18 protein-coding genes are annotated in these 18,345 nt (G+C 44.1%); 17 read left to right on the top strand and 1 reads right to left on the bottom strand.

Going from position 1 to position 18,345, the window contains the following annotated elements; genetic code table 11:
• The 17 genes from UF75_RS17790 to mobB form a co-directional block, all read left to right on the top strand.
• On the top strand, positions 1-310 hold a 310-nt coding region (locus tag UF75_RS17790), incomplete at its 5' end, for a flagellar hook-basal body complex protein (RefSeq protein WP_045575925.1).
• A gap of 4 nt (positions 311-314) precedes the next feature.
• Positions 315-713: a flagellar basal body rod protein FlgB gene (flgB, locus tag UF75_RS17785; protein WP_045575920.1), complete on the top strand. Its 399-nt coding sequence runs from the start codon at positions 315-317 to the stop codon at positions 711-713.
• A gap of 24 nt (positions 714-737) precedes the next feature.
• On the top strand, positions 738-1,481 hold the full coding sequence (locus tag UF75_RS17780; protein WP_045575919.1) for a flagellar hook-basal body protein: 744 nt from the start codon (positions 738-740) through the stop codon (positions 1,479-1,481).
• 18 nt (positions 1,482-1,499) lie between these two features.
• The gene (locus UF75_RS17775) at positions 1,500-1,967 is read left to right on the top strand and encodes a chemotaxis protein CheW (protein WP_045575918.1); all 468 of its coding nucleotides are present in this window, start codon (positions 1,500-1,502) and stop codon (positions 1,965-1,967) included.
• A gap of 53 nt (positions 1,968-2,020) precedes the next feature.
• Positions 2,021-2,680: a lytic transglycosylase domain-containing protein gene (locus UF75_RS17770; RefSeq protein WP_045575917.1), complete on the top strand. Its 660-nt coding sequence runs from the start codon at positions 2,021-2,023 to the stop codon at positions 2,678-2,680.
• Between the two features lie 32 nt (positions 2,681-2,712).
• Entirely contained in the window at positions 2,713-4,008 is a 1,296-nt protein-coding gene (locus UF75_RS17765; protein WP_045575916.1) for an Ig-like domain-containing protein, read from the top strand.
• 259 nt (positions 4,009-4,267) lie between these two features.
• Entirely contained in the window at positions 4,268-4,987 is a 720-nt protein-coding gene (locus UF75_RS17760; protein ID WP_052693404.1) for a GGDEF domain-containing protein, read from the top strand.
• A 200-nt stretch (positions 4,988-5,187) separates the two neighbouring features.
• Complete coding sequence (locus tag UF75_RS17755) at positions 5,188-5,634, top strand: hypothetical protein (protein WP_045575915.1); 447 nt, start codon at positions 5,188-5,190, stop codon at positions 5,632-5,634.
• A gap of 60 nt (positions 5,635-5,694) precedes the next feature.
• Entirely contained in the window at positions 5,695-6,798 is a 1,104-nt protein-coding gene (locus tag UF75_RS17750) for a DUF362 domain-containing protein (RefSeq protein ID WP_045575914.1), read from the top strand.
• Between the two features lie 134 nt (positions 6,799-6,932).
• On the top strand, positions 6,933-7,526 hold the full coding sequence (locus UF75_RS17745; protein ID WP_045575913.1) for an adaptor protein MecA: 594 nt from the start codon (positions 6,933-6,935) through the stop codon (positions 7,524-7,526).
• Positions 7,527-7,991: 465 nt separating this feature from the next.
• Entirely contained in the window at positions 7,992-9,413 is a 1,422-nt protein-coding gene (selA, locus tag UF75_RS17735; RefSeq protein WP_197079448.1) for an L-seryl-tRNA(Sec) selenium transferase, read from the top strand.
• A 536-nt stretch (positions 9,414-9,949) separates the two neighbouring features.
• Positions 9,950-11,005, top strand: a complete 1,056-nt coding sequence (gene selD / locus UF75_RS17730; protein WP_082075215.1) for a selenide, water dikinase SelD — start codon at positions 9,950-9,952, stop codon at positions 11,003-11,005.
• 43 nt (positions 11,006-11,048) lie between these two features.
• A complete protein-coding gene (bshC, locus tag UF75_RS17725) occupies positions 11,049-12,623 on the top strand; it encodes a bacillithiol biosynthesis cysteine-adding enzyme BshC (RefSeq protein ID WP_045575911.1) in 1,575 nt (524 codons plus the stop codon).
• A gap of 86 nt (positions 12,624-12,709) precedes the next feature.
• Complete coding sequence (locus tag UF75_RS17720) at positions 12,710-13,801, top strand: LCP family protein (protein ID WP_045575922.1); 1,092 nt, start codon at positions 12,710-12,712, stop codon at positions 13,799-13,801.
• A 173-nt stretch (positions 13,802-13,974) separates the two neighbouring features.
• A complete protein-coding gene (locus tag UF75_RS17715; RefSeq protein WP_348983074.1) occupies positions 13,975-15,846 on the top strand; it encodes a FapA family protein in 1,872 nt (623 codons plus the stop codon).
• Between the two features lie 151 nt (positions 15,847-15,997).
• The gene (glp, locus tag UF75_RS17710; protein WP_045575910.1) at positions 15,998-17,212 is read left to right on the top strand and encodes a gephyrin-like molybdotransferase Glp; all 1,215 of its coding nucleotides are present in this window, start codon (positions 15,998-16,000) and stop codon (positions 17,210-17,212) included.
• A 1-nt stretch (position 17,213) separates the two neighbouring features.
• Positions 17,214-17,750: a molybdopterin-guanine dinucleotide biosynthesis protein B gene (gene mobB, locus UF75_RS17705; protein ID WP_045575909.1), complete on the top strand. Its 537-nt coding sequence runs from the start codon at positions 17,214-17,216 to the stop codon at positions 17,748-17,750.
• A 20-nt stretch (positions 17,751-17,770) separates the two neighbouring features.
• Here the strand turns inward: mobB and UF75_RS17700 are convergent.
• Positions 17,771-18,345, bottom strand: a 575-nt coding sequence (locus tag UF75_RS17700; protein ID WP_045575908.1) for a Na/Pi symporter, incomplete at its 5' end; no start/stop codon positions are given.

Genomic DNA, 18,345 nt, shown 5'->3' with positions numbered 1-18,345 from the left:
GAAAAGTATGGTATTTGGACAGCTTGTTTTGGCAGGGTTTCAGAATCCTGAGGGGTTACTAAGAAATGAAAACAATCTTTTCGTGCCTACTGTTAATTCAGGTCAACCACAGGTCGGACAGCCAGGTAGCACCACAGCTGGCAATCTGGTACTTGGAACGATTCGTGGTCAGTCTCTGGAGCAGTCTAATGTGGACTTAGCTACTTCGATGACAGATCTCATACAGGTTCAGAGAGCTTATCAAGTGAATGCTAGATTGGTTCAGGACGGAGATCAAATGTGGGGAATTGCTAATGCCCTGAGGAGGTAAATTTATGGCTGGTTGGTTAGATGGACCAGTATTGAATGTTTTGCAGAAAGGACTTGAGGCTTCGAGTGTGAGGCAACAGGTCTTGTCTAATAATGTAGCTAATATAGACACTCCGAACTTTAAACGCTCGGATGTTGATTTCCAGGCAGTTCTCGGCACTGCTTTGGGTGAAACGAGTGGAGTTCTGCCCATGAAGCTGACGGTGCCAAAGCATCTGCGCGGTCTTGAAGAAGGAAATGGTTCAGGGATTGTGACGGATCGCGAAACTACATTGCGCAATGATGGAAATAACGTCGATGTCGACCGAGAGATGACTTACGTAGCTGAAAATGGTCTGTATTACAATTCCCTTACTCGTACCATTTCTTCTCAGCTTGGATTGTTGCGGATGGTTTTAAAGTAAGTAATTAACAAAGGCGGGGTAAACATGATACGAGGATTATATACTTCAGCCACAGGTATGTTGGCCGCGCAAACCCAAAGTGAAGTTATTGGAGATAATGTTGTCAATTTAAAGACCCCAGGCTATAAAGAACAACTTGCTAGTAATATTTCTTTTCCATCGATGTTGATTCAACGTATGGGAGGAAACCAGGCTACCGAGGTTTTAGAGGTTGGCGAAATGGGAAGAGGGGTAGGGGTTGACCGTCTTACTCTGTCAAATATTCAAGGAGCTTTAGAGACGACGAGTATCAATACGGACTTGGCTTTAACTTCGCCAGGATACTTTGTAGTCCAGACTCCAGCTGGAGAACGGTATACGCGTAATGGACATTTTCAGAGGGATATCAACGGGATGCTTGAGACTCCCGATGGATTTGCTGTACTAGGAGGAAATGGCCCTATAGGACCTCTCAGTTCCGATTTTAGGGTAAGCGCAGATGGCACAATTATAGACAAAGGAATAAGTCTCGATCGCTTGAGGGTTGTGGAGATTCAGGATAATGCTTCACAACGTGAAGGGCAATCCTTATATAGCTCGTCTCAACCAGTTCAGGTTTCGAATGGTGCACAAGTTAAGCAGGGAGCGATAGAAACCTCTAATGTCGACCTTTCTGGACAAATGGTACAAATGATGTCGGTCATGAAAGCCTATGAAGCTAATCAAAAAATAATTCAGACCCAGGACGAGATGTTAAGTAAGGCCGTTAATGAGGTCGGGAAGATATAGTGTAGAGGATGTGTCAGGATGGCAGTGCAAGTTGTCGTTTTCACTTTAGGACAAGAAGAGTATGCGATGCCCATTGAAGTTGTTCGAGAAATAACCCGTTTAGAAGAGGTGCGTACAATTCCAAAAGCCCCTTTGTATGTAACTGGTTTAATTAATATTCGAGGTATGGCGATCCCTCTCGTCGATTTGCATGTGCGATTTGGAATTGATCATACAAAAGTGACAACGGAAAGTTCGGACCCGCAGGAGACTAAGAATACCTTTGCCTTAATTACAGAAGTTCATGGAAATTATGTGGGTTTTGCTGTGGATCAAGTTCGCGAGGTTCGAATCTTAGAAACTATTGATGCTCCCCCACCGTTGGTTACCGCTCCATTTATTGGTGGAGTCGTAAATCTTCCGGATCGAATTATTATCCAACTCATTCCAGAACAGATTCTGGAGAGTAATGAGGTTCAGGGATTAAGCCAATTAACGTCTCAGTAGCGCAATATACGCTTTTCTAACGATCTAGGACAGTGATAGGAGGCCAAATTCAAGTGAACGTCGCCCAAATGCTTCTTTTATATCAACTTCAAGAGATGAATGGTTCTTGGCAGACCACTCAAACGAATAAGATCGATTTGTCTGGAGTTGGTCAAAGTGGAAGATCGAATCCGCTTCTATTTGCGACTTTACTTAAAGCCGCTCTTGGAGGAGAAGCAAATGCTTCCCAAGAATTTAACCGTAGCTTGCAGGACTTTTCTGGGGTAGCGCAAGTTAGTGGTTACAATAAAGTCCAAGCGCCAAAGGCGAAGGGTGATACTATTGGTTCTCTAGAGTACCTCATTAATTCTATGGCTCAAAAATATCAGGTTGATCCAAATCTTATTCAGCAGGTTGTCAAAGCAGAGTCAGGGTTCAATCCAAATGCAACGTCACCTGTCGGAGCAATGGGTTTAATGCAGTTAATGCCAGGGACGGCGGCTTCTTATGGGGTGAATAACGCCTATGATGCCACCCAGAACCTGGATGGGGGAACGCATTTCCTAAAGGATTTGTTGGATCGTTTTGAGGGAGATATTCCTCTGAGCTTAGCGGCGTATAATGCTGGTCCAGGTGCGGTGGAAAAATACAATGGGGTTCCGCCGTATAAAGAAACTCAGGCCTATGTACAGAGGATTATGGCGGGGCTGAATAATAATGAATGGAAAGCGTAAAATTTATAAGCACATCAAGGAAGGATGGTTTCGTGGTTAAGAAAACTTGGTGGATTGCTTGGCTTTTAGCAACCAGTTTATTAATTCTATCCGTATCGCCGGTGTTTGCAGCTACTTCTACCTTGGGTTTTAAGATATGGCCGGCTAAAACTACGACAGAGGTTAATAAGGTTTGGACGATTACGTTTAATTCTCCGCTCTTGAGTACGAGCGTGAATAGTAATACTGTTTATGTCACCGATAGTAAACAAATCAAGGTCGCAACAACGAGTAAACTGTCCTCCGATGGTCTCTCTGTGACAGTGACACCGTCTGGAGCTTATACGGCGGGAGATTATCATTTATATATTACGAATGGACTTACCTCCTGGGCCAATATACAACTTAGTGAGATGATTATCGTTCCATTCACGGTAACTGTACCTACCTCATATTTGGCAAGTGTAAATCTCGTAGTCACTGTCACAGACGATTTCAAAGCTGTTTATCCAAATGATCTTTCAGGGTTTCTAATGCTTGAAGGGAAGAGCGGCAACCGTCTTGGTTCGTCTACAAAGGATTTGGTAACTGGGAAGTATACTTTTAACATTTATGCAGATGACGATTATTCCCTGAATTTGCTCAGCGTTAATAATGGTGTGATGAATACTCGAACCATAAAACTACCTACTATTAAACTACCTGTTATCAAAATACCAACGACAGGAACAACTACAACAACAAAACCAACAGTGAAGACTGCAAATTTGGTAATTTCGACAGAAGCAGGAGTAGGTGGCGGAAAATCAGGCGCTATCGGTGGAAGTATAATTCCAGAAAAATGGGGTGTACCTGTAAAAGTATCTAACGCTACTATGACGTGGACAACAGCAACTGATATCGATGGTAAATTCAAGGTTTATTTGCCTACTGGAAGTTACCAATTAGATATTAATAGCAATGGCTCTCAATATAAGAAGCATCGCTATAAACTGACTGTTACGGCAGGCCAAATGGCTTCCCCGTTGGGCGCTGTTAACGTTGAAGAACCCATAAATAAATTGGGACTAGAGCTTGAACCACCAGTAGTGGACATAGGATTAGGCGAGTTAAGCGGTATTATTGCGACAACGAAAGAAATACATGGAAGTGTTAACAAGGATGCAACGGTAAATATCTATGATACAGTTCCATTAACTCCGGTTTTAATCACAAGCGTTAAACCAGATATAAATGGAAATTTTGTTGCAAAATTACCCAGTGCTTTGATCGGTAAGAAACTTCAGATAAAGGTAATTGATTCTGCAGAAAACGTTTATATATTGAATATGGCCTCTGTTATATCATAACATCCGAAGGTCGTTGCCGACCGAAGGCCTGCCCTAGTTGCGGTGTTGGCAAGGAACAAATAGTTAAAGCGTAATAGCACGCCGTGGTTGAATTTGACGATTAGGGGAGCTGGAAACTATGGCTCCTCTTTTGTTTGTGATTCACAATATTAAAAAAATGTAAAAAAGAAGGAGATGAGAACTCTATAGCGAACTAGAAAATATACTTATTATTTAAAGGCTGTATTACCTCTGATAAATCGTTTGGAGGGATTGAACATTGTTCAATAAATCTGCGCTGAAATTTAAACGGTTTAAGCTTCGTCCTTTCCTTTTTGGAATAGCCTGTATCCTCTGCTTAACTTTACTTCAGGGGATAACTAATTATTGGCTTAGAACAGCGAGTGTGATATTGATGGCAGTCGGTTTCATGTTGGTCATCGATAAACTTGCTCAAGACCGTCGTAAGCTTTTACAATTGGCAACGCATGATGAGCTTACGGGACTCGGAAACTTCAAGGCATATCAGGAACGGATACGATGTGAGTCGCAACGTGCGCTTCGAAGACATAATTCTCTAACCCTGATTCTTGTTGATTTAGATAAATTTAAGTACTATAATGACACTTATGGTCATCGTCTAGGCAATGAGCTATTGCATTCGGCGGGCCAGGTCTTCAGGGATGCTGTTCGCACCATGGATGGGGTATATCGCTTTGGTGGAGATGAATTTGCGTTTGTATTGCCCGAAACAAATTATGAAGAAGCCTGTTATATAGCGAAAAGAATTCGTCGATCGTTTGAATCTCTTCCGAATCGTGAGTCAGTAACCCTAAGTATGGGGATGGCCATCTACCAGGATGAGCCACTTGAGAAGTTTTTTGATCGTGTAGATCATCTGCTTTATGATGTTAAAGCAAGTGGAGGAAATTGTTGTCACTTTGAATATAGTGAAAATAATCCCCCCAAGGACATTCATAAGGCTTATCAGTGTAACTAAGGCTTTGTACAGGTGGTCCCTTCTTGCCTTAACGACACCATGCCATCATGGTGCCATGCCATCACGGTGCCTTGCCATCCATGGCGGCACTCTAATCTCAAACATCCTTGTTCAAGTTTTGGCTTCAGGGAACACTTGCCATCGCCCGAAGTTTAGCGGCAAGCTAAGTTTTCTATAACTGGTTTGTAAAGGGGTAAGAAATGGCAGACTATTATCGTTATCTGTGGAGCACGACTTGGCCTAATTTGATCGTGCTCTTTTTGATATTTGGGGTTGTTCTCTCCCGAATGGGTTGGAAATTCGTAGGTATTTGGCGTTATGCTCGTGATGCCTGGGGCTTTATACTCTGGACGGGGAAAGCCTTAATCTGGGTTGGCGTATTAGGGATTTATACCGAATTATTGTTGTTTTCCCAACCAGATTGGTTTGCTAAACCGGGTATTATCCAAGGTTCAGTCCAAGGAAAGGCCTTCGACTCAGGTTCAAGCTCCTATGTTGTGGATATACGTAATGGGTCAGAACGAAAGCAATTCTATGTCGATTTTTATGTCTATGAACAATTGAAGATCGATGATCAGGTTAAGCTCTTGTATCTTCCGGCTAGGCGAGAAGTTGTACGCTGTGAGCTTGTGGGAAGCTTGCAATAGCGTGAAAATGCAAATAAGATAGGGCTGTACGAGGTAATAAGTGGACAGGGAGTGGTATTGTTGAGTTCGGAAGTTTATTTCACGAGTATGAAGACAAAACGGGGGGAAAGTCTCCTTAAGAAATTTGAGCATTTGATTATACGCGCAGGATTACTTGAGACGATTGCACCTAAAGACCTTGTGGGAATCAAGCTGCATTTTGGGGAACAAGGGAATCTTGCTTATGTCCGACCCCAATTTTTGCGACGTGTTGTAGAGCAAGTTAAGCAGAAAGGTGGGCGTCCTTTCTTAACCGATGCTAACACACTTTATGCTGGTTCCCGCTCGAATGCTGTCGATCATTTAGAAACGGCCATTGAGAATGGTTTTGATTACTCGGTTGTGGGGGCTCCTTTAGTGATTGCCGACGGTCTAAATGGGAAAGACTATGTTTCTGTGCCAGTAAACCTCAAACACTTTAATGAAGTGAAAATCGGAAGCGCCGCAGTCCAGGCGGATGTGATACTGGCTGTTACCCATTTTAAAGGACACGAAGCGACTGGTTTTGGAGGGACGTTAAAAAATTTGGGGATGGGGCTAGGTAGCCGCGCGGGTAAACAACAGCAGCATTCAGATCTCTTGCCTGAGATTAATGAGGAGACCTGCATTGCCTGTGGTAAATGTGCTAAATGGTGCCCGGCAAATGCTATTGTCGTAGAAGGTAAAGCGAAGATTTCCCAGGATAAATGCATCGGATGCGGTGAATGTACGGTCACCTGTCCAGTTAGGGCCATTGCGATCAACTGGAAGACAGAAGCTGACATTATTCAGGAAAAAATAGCCGAGTATACGATGGGTGTCCTTAAAGATAAAGTGGGGAAAGCCGGGTTCATAACTTTTGTGACCAATGTTTCGCCGCTTTGCGATTGTTGTGGTTGGAATGATGTACCGATTGTCGCAGATATTGGAATACTCGCTTCCAAAGATCCGATCGCTATTGACCAAGCGGCTGTGGACTTAGTCAACCAGGCACATGGCGATCCGCACTCAGAGCTCGGTGAACGTCATGCTGAACATGATAAGTTTCGAGTACTATTCCCAGACGTAGACTGGACGATTCAGCTTTCCTACGGAGAAAAGATCGGATTAGGAAGTAGGAAATATAAACTTATTCAAGTGGGTTAAGTGTGCTGTGGTTAATCTGGGGATAAGATGGTCAAGCCTTCTTCCCATGAATTTCACAGAAAAAGTTATGGCGTAATATGCTATAATGAGAATAAGATAAAGTAATAACTTGATGCGGAAAGGAGAGTGGGGATATGCGTGTCCAAAAGGTTAACGAGCATACCATCCGCATCTTTATCTCTTTGACAGAACTAACTGACAGGGATATTACGATGGCTGATCTATTTCAACGATCTGCTAAGACGGAGCAGTTGTTTTGGGAGCTTATAGCGCAAGCAAGAGAAGAAGTGGAATTTAATTTAGATCAACCTTTCTGGATCCAGGCAACCGTTGCCTCAAATGATGAATTTGTAATTACCATTATGAAGCAAGAGGAACAAGGCGAGGGTTCCGGTAAAGAAAAGGTGGTTCGAAAGATCCCTAAGGGCCGGGTTACTGAATTGGTCTATGTTTTTGCGGATTTTGAAGACCTTATTTCGGCGGTTGGGCGTTTACCAGATTTTAATCAGCTGCGTTCAAGCCTTTATGAGTTTGAAAACGAATACTACCTTGTGCTTAATCGCTTGGGGACGGGAAAGAAAAGGTTATTGGCTGAAGCAATTCTTGATGAATATGGAGAAATTGTAGCCACAACAGGTGTTTTTCTGTCCGAACACGGGAAGAGTCTCATTTCCGTTAAGGCTGTACAAACGCTTAATGCTTCTTTCAATAAGCCTTCACTAGGCTAAAAAGGAAGAAGGTAGGGAAAAGGGAAGCGTTTGCTTCCCTTTTCTTTATCCAAAGGAAAAAATAGCTGGGATTTGGCGCAGACAGTGTATGCATACGGTTTTACCTTTAAAATGATGGACTTTCATTGTTTGACCACAAAAAATACAAGGATGGAACTGTGCTTTTGCGTGAGATGGTTTAAAGGGAATTATAACTGCTTGATGAACAGACTGTTGGTGTTGGGGAGTTGAACGGATGGTTGACATGGAATACCTCCTTGAAGTCGAAAGTTAAAGTCAGCGGCCAGATGGCGGATAACTTCAGCAAATAACAAAGTTTTGTTGCCCCGGATTATGTCCTATATATTTGTGGTGTTAATTTTCCTTTATCATATGCTAAACGTGCTGTCGAAATCCTAAAAAGTGTGGGGCCAGATTAAGTAAAATTGGTCGATTATGATTATGGCACAAAAGGAGTCGAAATCGGTGGAACAAGAGAAACAAAAGCGATTAAGGGCACTTCCCGCTGTTCATGAAGTGGTTTCTCGGTTGGATCTTGAAGCGGAATTCAGTCCGTTTTTGACGAATGAGAGGCAATTGCCCCGTTTAACTCAGGGAGTTCGACAGGTTTTACAAAGGGCAAGGGAACAAGTCACTAGAAATTCGATCAATTCGACATCGTTTGATGAGTTTGAATCCTCGCTTTGGCCGTGGATTTTAAACGAACTTCGTCGAGAGTTGACAGGTGCCGAATTTAATCTAAGACGTGTAATCAATGCTACGGGGGTTGTTTTACATACCAATTGCGGAAGGGCTCTGCTTGCCCCCGAGGTTGCTCGGTTCGTCGCAGAGCAAGCTGAAAGGTACAGCAATCTTGAATTGAATATCGAAACTGGGGCGAGGGGCTCGCGCTATGTTCATGTTGAAGAGCTCCTTTGTCGTTTGACAGGTGCTGAAGCGGCTATGGTAGTTAATAACAATGCAGCTGCGGTATTATTAATGATGAATACGTTTGCTCAAGGGAAAGAGGTCATTGTTTCGCGCGGCGAGTTGGTGGAAGTGGGCGGGTCCTTTCGAATTCCAGAGGTCTTAAAAGCTGGTGGGGCTAAGCTTGTGGAAGTGGGAAGCACGAATAAGACTTGGCTTAGGGATTACGAATTGGCTATTGGACCAGAAACAGCGTTGTTATTAAAGGTTCATACAAGCAATTACCGTGTGGAAGGATTTACGCATTCCGTGTCCGGAGCTGAGCTGGTGGAGCTTGGGGAAAAGCGAGGCTTACCAGTGATGGAGGACCTTGGGAGCGGAAGTTTCTTTGATGGCGCTACTCTCGGGTTTCCTATTGAACCAACCATCAAACAAACGATTAAAGCAGGGCTTGCTCTCGTGTCGTTTAGTGGAGATAAATTGCTTGGAGGTCCGCAAGCAGGGATTATTGTCGGCAAAAAAGAACATATTAAGCTCCTGAGAGCAAATCAATTAACTCGAGCCCTGAGGGTGGATAAATTAACCTTAGCTGCTCTTGAAGGAACCTTGCGCTTATACGAAAACGGAGGAATTGATGAGATTCCCGTCTGGAGGATGCTCTCAGCACCTTTAGAGACACTACATAAAGCTGCGTCTGAACTGGTCACGGCACTTCTGGCGAATCCGAAAATTGCCGTTGAGTTGAAAGAAGATGTCTCTCAAGTGGGCGGCGGAGCTTGGCCCACAGTGGAGCTTCCAACATCGGTTTGTGCCATTCGTCCAATTCAAGGAAGTGTCATCGAGTTAGAAGCGTTTTTACGTTTAGGAACGGTCGCGATATTGTCTAGGATCCACAAGGATTGGGTACTTATTGATGTTCGAACTCTTTTGAGTGGGGATCGCGAGGATATCGTTCAGCGGTTGAGGGAATGGGGGTGCTAATCCGAGAGAGAGGAAGTTACTTAGCCCGCTCGCACATCCTCAGCGCGGTTGTATTCGTTAAGAGCCGTGCGCTTCGGCGATGCTCTCCCCCGGAGACTATCGTGTTGCATTGCTATTCACTTGAGGCTATGGCTAAAACTCAAAACCTCTGGGCTTTCTGCATGTGCGTCGCTCCTTGCCATCCTTGGCACCGCGACATCAGTCCATCCATGGACAAGTCCCGTTGAGTTTCTTCACGCCATATCCTCTGCGCTCATTGACGCAATTCCACTCACATGCTCACTAAGCTAAGAAACTTCCTCTTGGTCTTGGGTCGACTGGAGTTAGAACGACGGGACGCCCGGGTACTGTTTGTGTCTATGACACAAAGGCGCCTCATGCGTGCTGTTTGCGTTTAGACGCAAAGGTGCTTTTGGGAAGATGTTGACGTGGGGTTGTATTTGGTTATAATAAAAGGGTGATAGGTTTGATTTGGAATTTATAATGCTAAGTTGACGATGGGTGGTGTGAGGATGGATCTCAATATGACAAATCAGATGGCGGATAAGGTCAGGTTGACACAGTTGTCAACTAAAGCTGGTTGAGGATGTAAGATAGGTCCGGCGGACCTGGCGCAAGTTTTGCGCTTCTTACCTCCTAATCAAGAGGATGCCAACCTGATAGTCGGTATGGAAACCTCGGATGATGCGGGTGTTTACCGTATTAATGATGAGCAGGCTATAGTTCAAAGTGTTGATTTTTTTACTCCTGTAGTGGATGATCCCTATGCGTTTGGCCAGATTGCAGCCGCCAATGCATTGAGTGATATTTATGCAATGGGGGCTAAACCGCTAACTGCGATGAACTTGGTCTCTTTTCCAGTTGGAAAACTTTCCATGGATGTTTTAGCGAAGATTCTTCAAGGTGGGAGTGAGAAGATTCGAGAGTCTGGTGCGGTCCTAGTCGGAGGGCACTCTATTGATGATCCTGAGCCGAAATATGGGCTGTCTGTGACTGGAATTGTGCACCCAGACCATGTCCTTTCTAACGCTAAAGCTGAAGCAGGGGATATTTTAGTACTCACAAAACCGCTTGGGGTTGGAATCATTACGACTGGGATTAAACGGGGAATTGTATCACCTGATGCGGAAGCAGAAGTTATTCAAGTTATGGCTACTTTAAATAAAGGGGCTGCTGAAGCCGCGATAAAGGTTGGGGTCCATGCTGTCACGGATGTGACAGGTTTTGGGCTGCTCGGTCATTTACATGAAATGCTCGAGGCCAGCGCCTGTAGTGCAGAGGTTTATGCGGAGTTTGTACCGGTTTTGGATAGTGTTTGGGATTGTATTCGCCAAAAGGCTATTCCGGGGGGAACTCAGGCTAATCGTCGTCATCTTGAGAATAAGGTGAATTTTGAAGCGGATGTTCCAGAAGATCTTCGAATTGTGCTCTTTGATGCGATTACCTCAGGAGGCTTATTATTGTCCGTTCCCGAAGACCGGGTTGATTTACTAATCAAGCAGTTAGAGGGGCATCAGACTCCAGCTGCAGCTATTATTGGCCGGGTCAAAAATGGTGAACCGGGAAGAATTGCGGTTTCTAGTCGTGCATGATAAAATACCCGTGTACTGGTAAGGTAGCGGGGGGATAGATAAGATGAGAGATCCAATGCAAACCATGGCTACTTGTTTTGAACAAGTAGCTTTATTTTTTCCAAGCGGAGATCCCAAACTTCAAGAAAGTTTTGAACGTCGAGCGGCTTATTTAGACTCAAGGGATTATTCGAGAGAGGTTTTGGCTGATACCCTAAAGGAGTATCATAGATATTTAGGGGCTAATGCAGAAACCCTACAGATGATTGAAGAGCTTAGGCACAAAGAGACGCTCACTGTGATTACGGGTCAACAAGCCGGAATCTTGACTGGGCCGTTGTACACTCTATATAAAGCCATGACCACGATTCGATTGGCTAAAGAGCAACGTGAAAAACTGGGGCGTCCGGTTGTCCCTGTTTTCTGGATTGCCGGTGAAGATCATGACTGGCTAGAAATTCGCGAGACCTATCTTTTAAATTCTGAGGGAAAACCGATCCCTTGCCATCTCCCGGGTGATGGAGGTGGGGAATCGGTGGGTCATCAAAAAGTTCCCTCCTGGGAAACGATTGAAGCCCAACTTTTAGAGATACCTGATAGTGAATTTCGCTCGTCCGTCTTAAAAAAATGCCGTGAACTAACGGAACAAGCGGAGAATTTAACGGAGTGGTTCGCCCTGATCTTACAGTGGCTCGTCCATAAATGGGGGTTGATTTTCTTCGATCCTTTGTTACCAGAGTTTAAGCGCCTTGCTGCACCAATGTATGAGCAGATTTTAAAAATGCATCCTGATGTTCGGGAGGCTTTGGCTGAACGAACGAAGAAATGGGTTGAACTTGGTTTCACTCCACAAATTCAACCAATGGGCGGGGAGGTTAATCTTTTTCTTTCCGTACCCGAACGACGAGCGATTCTATGGAATGATCAGGCGTTTTATTTGCGTGGGCAAAAAGAGTCTTGGGATTTGGATGCCCTTAATGACTTGCTGGACCAAGCGCCTGAGCGGTTTTCCCCCAATGTGGTAACTCGTCCGGTGGTTCAGGAATTTCTGTTTCCAACGTTGGCCTATGTTCCAGGGCCAGGGGAATTGAATTACTGGGCTCAACTTGGGGGAGTTTTCTCAACGTTTGGATTTGATATGCCGATTCTTTTTCCCAGGCTGTCTGCGGTAGTGTTAACAGCTTCTTGGCAAAAACTTTTGCACAAGCAAGCACTGACGGTTGAAGATGTTTATCGTGGGTTAGAGGAACACCGAAGACTTTGTGTGCGGGAACGGGATGACCAAGAGATTGATGAACGCTTCCAGCTTTTTAGCGAACAAATCGAAAAGGGATATGCAGACCTTAAACCACTGGAAGAGATTCATGTCAATGTATCTGAGTGGTTGATCCGCAATGAAGTGAAAGTCAAATTTCAATTGGACTATTTAAAAAGAAAGGTTTGGCAGGCGCAACGCAAACGCTGTAGTGACCTACTTAGAAGCTTACAACAACTTGAGGATGGGATTACTCCTCATCAATCTAGGCAAGAACGGGTTTTGAACCCCTTTAGTTTTGTTATTCGTTACGGGCCTAGCTTTGTGGATCGGGTAGCAGAAATACCAATTGAGGATTTTTCCGAACATCAAATACTTTTATAGTGTTTAATGCCATGAAATTAGTTTTAGGGAATTGGAATTTGTGAATGTTTTTATCTGCTATCAAAGTTGGGCATAATGGTAGAAAGATGTTACATAATGGAGTTGGTGATGTGCGACGAGCGATGAGGTTAATCCTAATGGCGGTTACCTTTATGGGAGTTATAGCTGCTGGGTTTACTGGGTATAAGGTGTTCTTTGAATCCGGGAAAATGGCCCAGGGTGACGTCTTACCAAATTCACCGAACGACGACTATAAAAATCGGGTGTGTATTCTACTGATTGGGGCGGATCAGCGTCCTGAACAGAAAAAATTTAGCACTGATTCGATAATTTTGGCTAGTGTGGATTCGGAAACGAAGCGGACTAGCTTACTTTCGATCCCCCGAGATTCAAGAGTTGCTCTTTCAAAAAATGGCTACGTGAAAATTAATGAGATAGTAGCATTAACGGATTTATCAACTCTCCAGAGGACCGTTGAGGAGTTAACTGGGGTAGAGATCGCGGGATATGTTCAGACTAACTTTCAAGGATTTAAGGATATCATTGACTCTTTAGGGGGAATTACCGTCAACGTGGAGAAAGATATGTACTATGAGACGGGTGATGAAGAGGATGGGGTTATCAATCTGCATAAAGGTGAGCAGCGTTTGGATGGTGCTAAAGCGTTGCAGTATGCTCGTTTCCGTCACGATGCTTTAGCGGATATATCACGGACCGCGAGGCAACAAATTGTGTTGAAAGCAGTTGCTAAGGAGATGTTTCAATTAAGCACCATTCCCAAACTTCCTGTTCTCGTTCCTAAAGTGATGGGTATGGTAAACACAAATTTATCATCCTTGGACATTTTTAGGCTAGCCAAAGTAGCAGCTGGATTTCAAAGCTCAAATGTTGTTTCACAGACTCTACCGGGATCGTTTCTGGACCTTGATGGGGTAAGTTACTGGAAAATAGATCCCATTGAAGTCAAGAAAGTGGTTGAAAACTTATTCCAAGGGAAGACGACGGATAAAGTAATTGACCAAGAGAAGGTTGATCTGTTAAAGCCCGTCACTCCAACACCCAGTAAGCCGCTGCCTAAAGTCCCCGGTAACAGTCAAGACCCAAATGGGCGAAAATCACCAGGATATCAAGTATTACAGGAAGACTTCACTTATAATATTAATTTTCCTAATGAATAATGAGTTTTTTTGCGTTTTTTTAGGACTAAAGACCTATGGGGTTAGGGTAAAAATGTGATATTATTTTAATAATAGGAATTTTTAAAAAGCGGGGTGTTAATATTCCAGAAAAGGTCGTTCAGGCACATTCCCTAGAAACGGTTAAACAAGAATGGGCTCTTAAACTCCAAATTTTGCCGGAAGACATTACACTTGAAGTGATAGAAAAACCCAGCTTTTTTTTTCGACAGTGGAAAGTTCGTCTTATTTGGAATGAGCAAAGTCAAGCTTCTAAATTAAACTCAAGTCAAGTGATCTGGGACGGAACTAAGTATGTTATCGTTCCCGGTGAAGGGGTTAAAACATTAATTCCAACCTTACATGCTGGCGAAGTCTACTTTAATGGCGTAATTCAATATAATCCCTTTCAAATTAGCGTTGGGGATCTGCTTGAATTCTATCCGGTGGTTCAAGCTGGTCAGTTGACTTGGGAGCTGGAAGTCCGTTTTAATGGATTGTCTGTGGTAGCCAATGTCACGCACGAACTACCAGGGCATTATATCCTTGCGAAGGAAATTATTACTGCAGAAGAGATTGATTTGAATCAATGTGCTACCTGGGAGAGCCTGCCTGCCCAAGGAGAAATTTGGGATGAGGCAAAGTTGGATGCGGACTTGGAACAATTAAAGATTGTCCATGGACTACATCAGGGGATTTGGGGGAAAATAATAGAGGTCAAGGGCGTGGGAGAGGTCATTATTGCTGAAGCAACTCTTCCAGTTCCGGCCGAAAACGCTCTGTTAGAAGATTTTGTAGGACAGCCACAGATTCTTTCTGGGGCGGAGGAAGAAAAAGTCGATTTTTTTGCCTCCAAAGTAAAATTGGTTGAGGAGGGAGCTATTCTCGCTCGTAAAATCCCCGGAAGACCAGGGATACCTGGTATAGATGTACTTGGTAAAGTTCTTTCCGTGACATCAACCTTTAAGGATTTTCAATTCCGTCTAAAAAAGAATGTTTATCTTTCAGAAAATGAACTTGAAGTAGTGGCTGCCTGCGCTGGTCAGCCTGTACGTTTAGATGACAAGACGTATTTGGTTGAGCATGTCTATGTATTGAATAAGGATGTTGATCTGGCGACAGGAAGTATCGAATTCCCGGGAGATGTTTTCGTTAATGGGAATGTTCAAGATGGACTTCGCGTATTTGCCGGGGGCAAGATTGAAATTAGGGGATCTGTATCACATGCAGAAATAAAGGCGGAAAAAGGGGCTAAGATTCATCAGAATCTTCTCGGTGGAAAGATTCTGATTGGAGAGAAATACGTGGTTCGTTCCGAACTTCTTCGCCTTGTCGCTGAACTACAGGAACAACTGTGCGTTTGTCTACGGAATACTGCAGAGTTGGTTAAATCGCAGGGGACTAATGCTCATAAGCCGGGACAATATTTAAAACTAGTTCTGGAGAAACAGTTTACCGAACTTCCTAAACTATCTAATCGCGTGGAGAAATTTGTTATAGAGCATAAGGATGAAGAATTGATCACCGAAGGACTAATTGTCTCCATCCGAACAGCAAAACGCTTTTTGACAGGGTTAGGGCCGTTAGAAGTTCAATCGTTACCATTTTTACAGCGCGTAAATCAAGCCCTTGAACAATTTACAGCAAACTTAACCCTTGAGGTTCCGGAAAAGCTGAGTTTTGTGGTTAGTTATGTACAAGGGGCAACCATTGAATGCGGGGGATCCTTAGAATGCCAGAAAGGGGCTTATAATTCTGACATCAGGGTTGACGGTAATGTTACGATTGAAGGAGTATGTCGGGGAGGCAAAATATTCGCGGGGGGTATGGTCCGGATTCGTGAATTAGGGGGGTCAGAGGTCAGTTCAACCTTTATCCAGATCAGTCCTGACAGCCGTCTGGAAGTTGATTATTGCCATCCCAATGTCATTATCGCTGTGGGTAAGGAAATTATCCGAATAGAGGAAGCCTATCGCAAATTGGAAGTTTATCGAGAAAAAGGTCGGGTCCAAGTCGAAAAAATTCGTGCTAGTTCGATTACAAATTAACCTAGAACCTGTCGTTATGGCAGGTTCTTTTTGACAACGTTTGGAATTATCGCTACACTTAAGGCTAGTAGAAGGTCAAGGAAATCTGGAATTGTTTTAGAAATCTGGAAAGACCATTAAACTATTCGAAGAGCGGAAGGAATAATGACTCATGAGGATAATGATTGAATTAGAAGAGGCTTTGAAGTTAGTCCTTACACGCATCCAACCTGTCGAAACTGAGTTCATTTCAATAGCGGAGTCTTTTGGCCGCGTGTTAGCCCAGGATGTAACCTCGCAAATTGCTATGCCCCCTTTTGCACGCTCGCCACTAGATGGGTATGCTTACCTTGCTACTGAGGCTGATCCTCGGCCGCTGATGCTTAACGTTGTCAGTGAAATTCCAGCAGGAACTTTCTCAGATCGAGTTATACGTATGGGTGAAGCGGCTAAGATTTTTACTGGAGCACCGATACCACCGGGTGCTAACTGCGTGGTGCGGATGGAAGACACTGAGTCAAACGGTAATCAAGTGACGATTTCTCGTCCAGTATTACCTGGTTCCAATATAGTACATAAGGGGGAAGAAATCCAAGAGGGAGATATTCTTCTTAGGCAGGGATTTTATTTAACCCCGCCTGCTGTTGGGTTATTGGCTGCAGTTGGCTTGGCTCAAGTTAATGTATACCGACGTCCGCGCGTGGGATTACTTTCCACTGGTACGGAACTTATGGATGTGGGGCACCCGTTAAACCCAGGTAAGATTTATAATAGTAACAGTTACACACTGCGGGGTATGCTCAAAGAAGCTGGTTGCGAGATTTTGGTGATACCTATCGTCTCTGACCAAATGGAAGATACACTTGAAGCCTTGGAAAGTGTTTCAAACGCTGATGTGATTATTTCTACTGGGGGTGCGTCGGTGGGGGATTATGACATTATGCGCCATGCTCTTGCTGAGTTTGGTTGTGAAATGCTTTTTTGGAAGTTAAATTTAAAGCCAGGTACCCCAGCTTCTGTAGGGCAAAAAGGAAAACAACTCTTTTTTTCGCTTTCGGGGAATCCCGCTGCAGCCATGGTTACGTTTGACCTATTGGTTCGTCCGGTACTGAGGAAAATTGCTGGCCGTTCAATCCATGAGGAGAAGCAATTCTTGGTTAAAATGGCTAGTGGTTTTGGAAAAACAGGTAGTCAACGACGTTTTTTGCGTGCCCAAGCGGTGTTCGAAAATGGAGAAATATTGGCAGATCTTACTCCAGCTCAGGGTTCTGGAATTCTGCGTTCCATGATTGGCAGTCATTTATTGGTGGATGTGCCAGCGAACCATGGGGCTGTAAAACGGGGGGAACTCTTGATGGCGCGCTGGATTGCAGATTGGGAGAATTAAAATGGAAATTAGTAAAGAACGATCTCGCATACCCGTGATTTCAATTGTAGGCGGAAAGTCCAATTCTGGGAAGACGACACTTTTAGAAAAACTTATTCGTGAAGCAAAGCACCGTGGGTGGAGGGTAGCGACTTTAAAACATGATGTCCATGGTTTTGAGATGGACCAACCGGGTAAAGATACTTGGCGTCATGCTCAGGCTGGTGCCGATATTGTGGCAATCAGCTCTCCACATAGAATCGCCATTTTAGAGAATGTGGCTGAAGATCAACCCCTTGAAGAAGTACTCGCACGAATTCAGGGGGTTGATGTAATTTTTACTGAGGGATATAAGCATGGTAGCAAGCCAAAGATTGAGGTGTTTCGCTCGGCTGTTCATGACGAGTTATTTTCTAAGCTTGAAGAACTAATTGCTATAGCCAGTGATATCTCGTTTGATAATGGGATCCCTTGCTTTGGCTTAGATGATGCCCAAGGGCTGTGTGATCTGATAGAAGAGAAATATAAGGTGAGTAAGGGAGTAAAGATTAATCAATGATTCGGCTACACTTTATAAAACTATGGGTATATTTTTTTTAGGAAGCGGGTTGCCCAGGGTAATAAAGGAAAAGCCAATATTGACGATATAAGGTTAAAGAGGGTATGGGCATTAGCAACCTGCCGCGAGAGGCTTCCTCCCATGAGTGTGAGTCCATGGGCAAGTGGTTCAACAAAGGGGAAGAAGAGTAGTACTCCAAATACGTTAAGTAAAACATGAAATAGTGCCACCCTTTGAGCCGCCCGCGAGGACGCTAGTGCTGCGAAAACTGCGGTAAAACAGGTACCGATGTTTGCACCAAAGATAAAGGCGAGCGCGGTAGGTAGAGTTATCCATCCATCAGCCGTGAGCAGCATCACAATGCCCGTTGTGGCGTTGGAGGAATGAAGTAGGGCGGATACTACTGTCCCAGCGATAACCCCTTGTAAATGGTTGTCTCCTAGCTGCCGAAGAAAGGTTTGAATTGTAGGTAAGTCAACGAGCGGGGCCATCCCTACTTGGAGCAAACCTAACGCAAAGAAAAGAACTCCCAGGCCGAAAACTGATTGGGATAAAAACCGCCACCGAGTCGGAATAAAGAGAAATCCAAGGGAGC

The organism is Desulfosporosinus sp. I2 (genome assembly GCF_000960765.1).
In the GTDB taxonomy this organism is placed as follows: Bacteria; Bacillota; Desulfitobacteriia; order Desulfitobacteriales; family Desulfitobacteriaceae; genus Desulfosporosinus.
This window is presented reverse-complemented; position numbering and strand designations above follow the sequence as displayed.

Bases quoted from the DNA above. Each gene is read 5' to 3' on its own strand.
- UF75_RS17775 (WP_045575918.1), top strand. From the start codon at position 1,500: ATGGCAGTGCAAGTTGTCGTTTTCACTTTAGGACAAGAAGAGTATGCG.
- bshC (WP_045575911.1), top strand. From the start codon at position 11,049: ATGAGAGATCCAATGCAAACCATGGCTACTTGTTTTGAACAAGTAGCT.
- flgB (WP_045575920.1), top strand. From the start codon at position 315: ATGGCTGGTTGGTTAGATGGACCAGTATTGAATGTTTTGCAGAAAGGA.
- mobB (WP_045575909.1), top strand. From the start codon at position 17,214: ATGGAAATTAGTAAAGAACGATCTCGCATACCCGTGATTTCAATTGTA.
- UF75_RS17780 (WP_045575919.1), top strand. From the start codon at position 738: ATGATACGAGGATTATATACTTCAGCCACAGGTATGTTGGCCGCGCAA.
- UF75_RS17720 (WP_045575922.1), top strand. From the start codon at position 12,710: ATGTTACATAATGGAGTTGGTGATGTGCGACGAGCGATGAGGTTAATC.
- UF75_RS17745 (WP_045575913.1), top strand. From the start codon at position 6,933: ATGCGTGTCCAAAAGGTTAACGAGCATACCATCCGCATCTTTATCTCT.
- glp (WP_045575910.1), top strand. From the start codon at position 15,998: ATGAGGATAATGATTGAATTAGAAGAGGCTTTGAAGTTAGTCCTTACA.
- UF75_RS17755 (WP_045575915.1), top strand. From the start codon at position 5,188: ATGGCAGACTATTATCGTTATCTGTGGAGCACGACTTGGCCTAATTTG.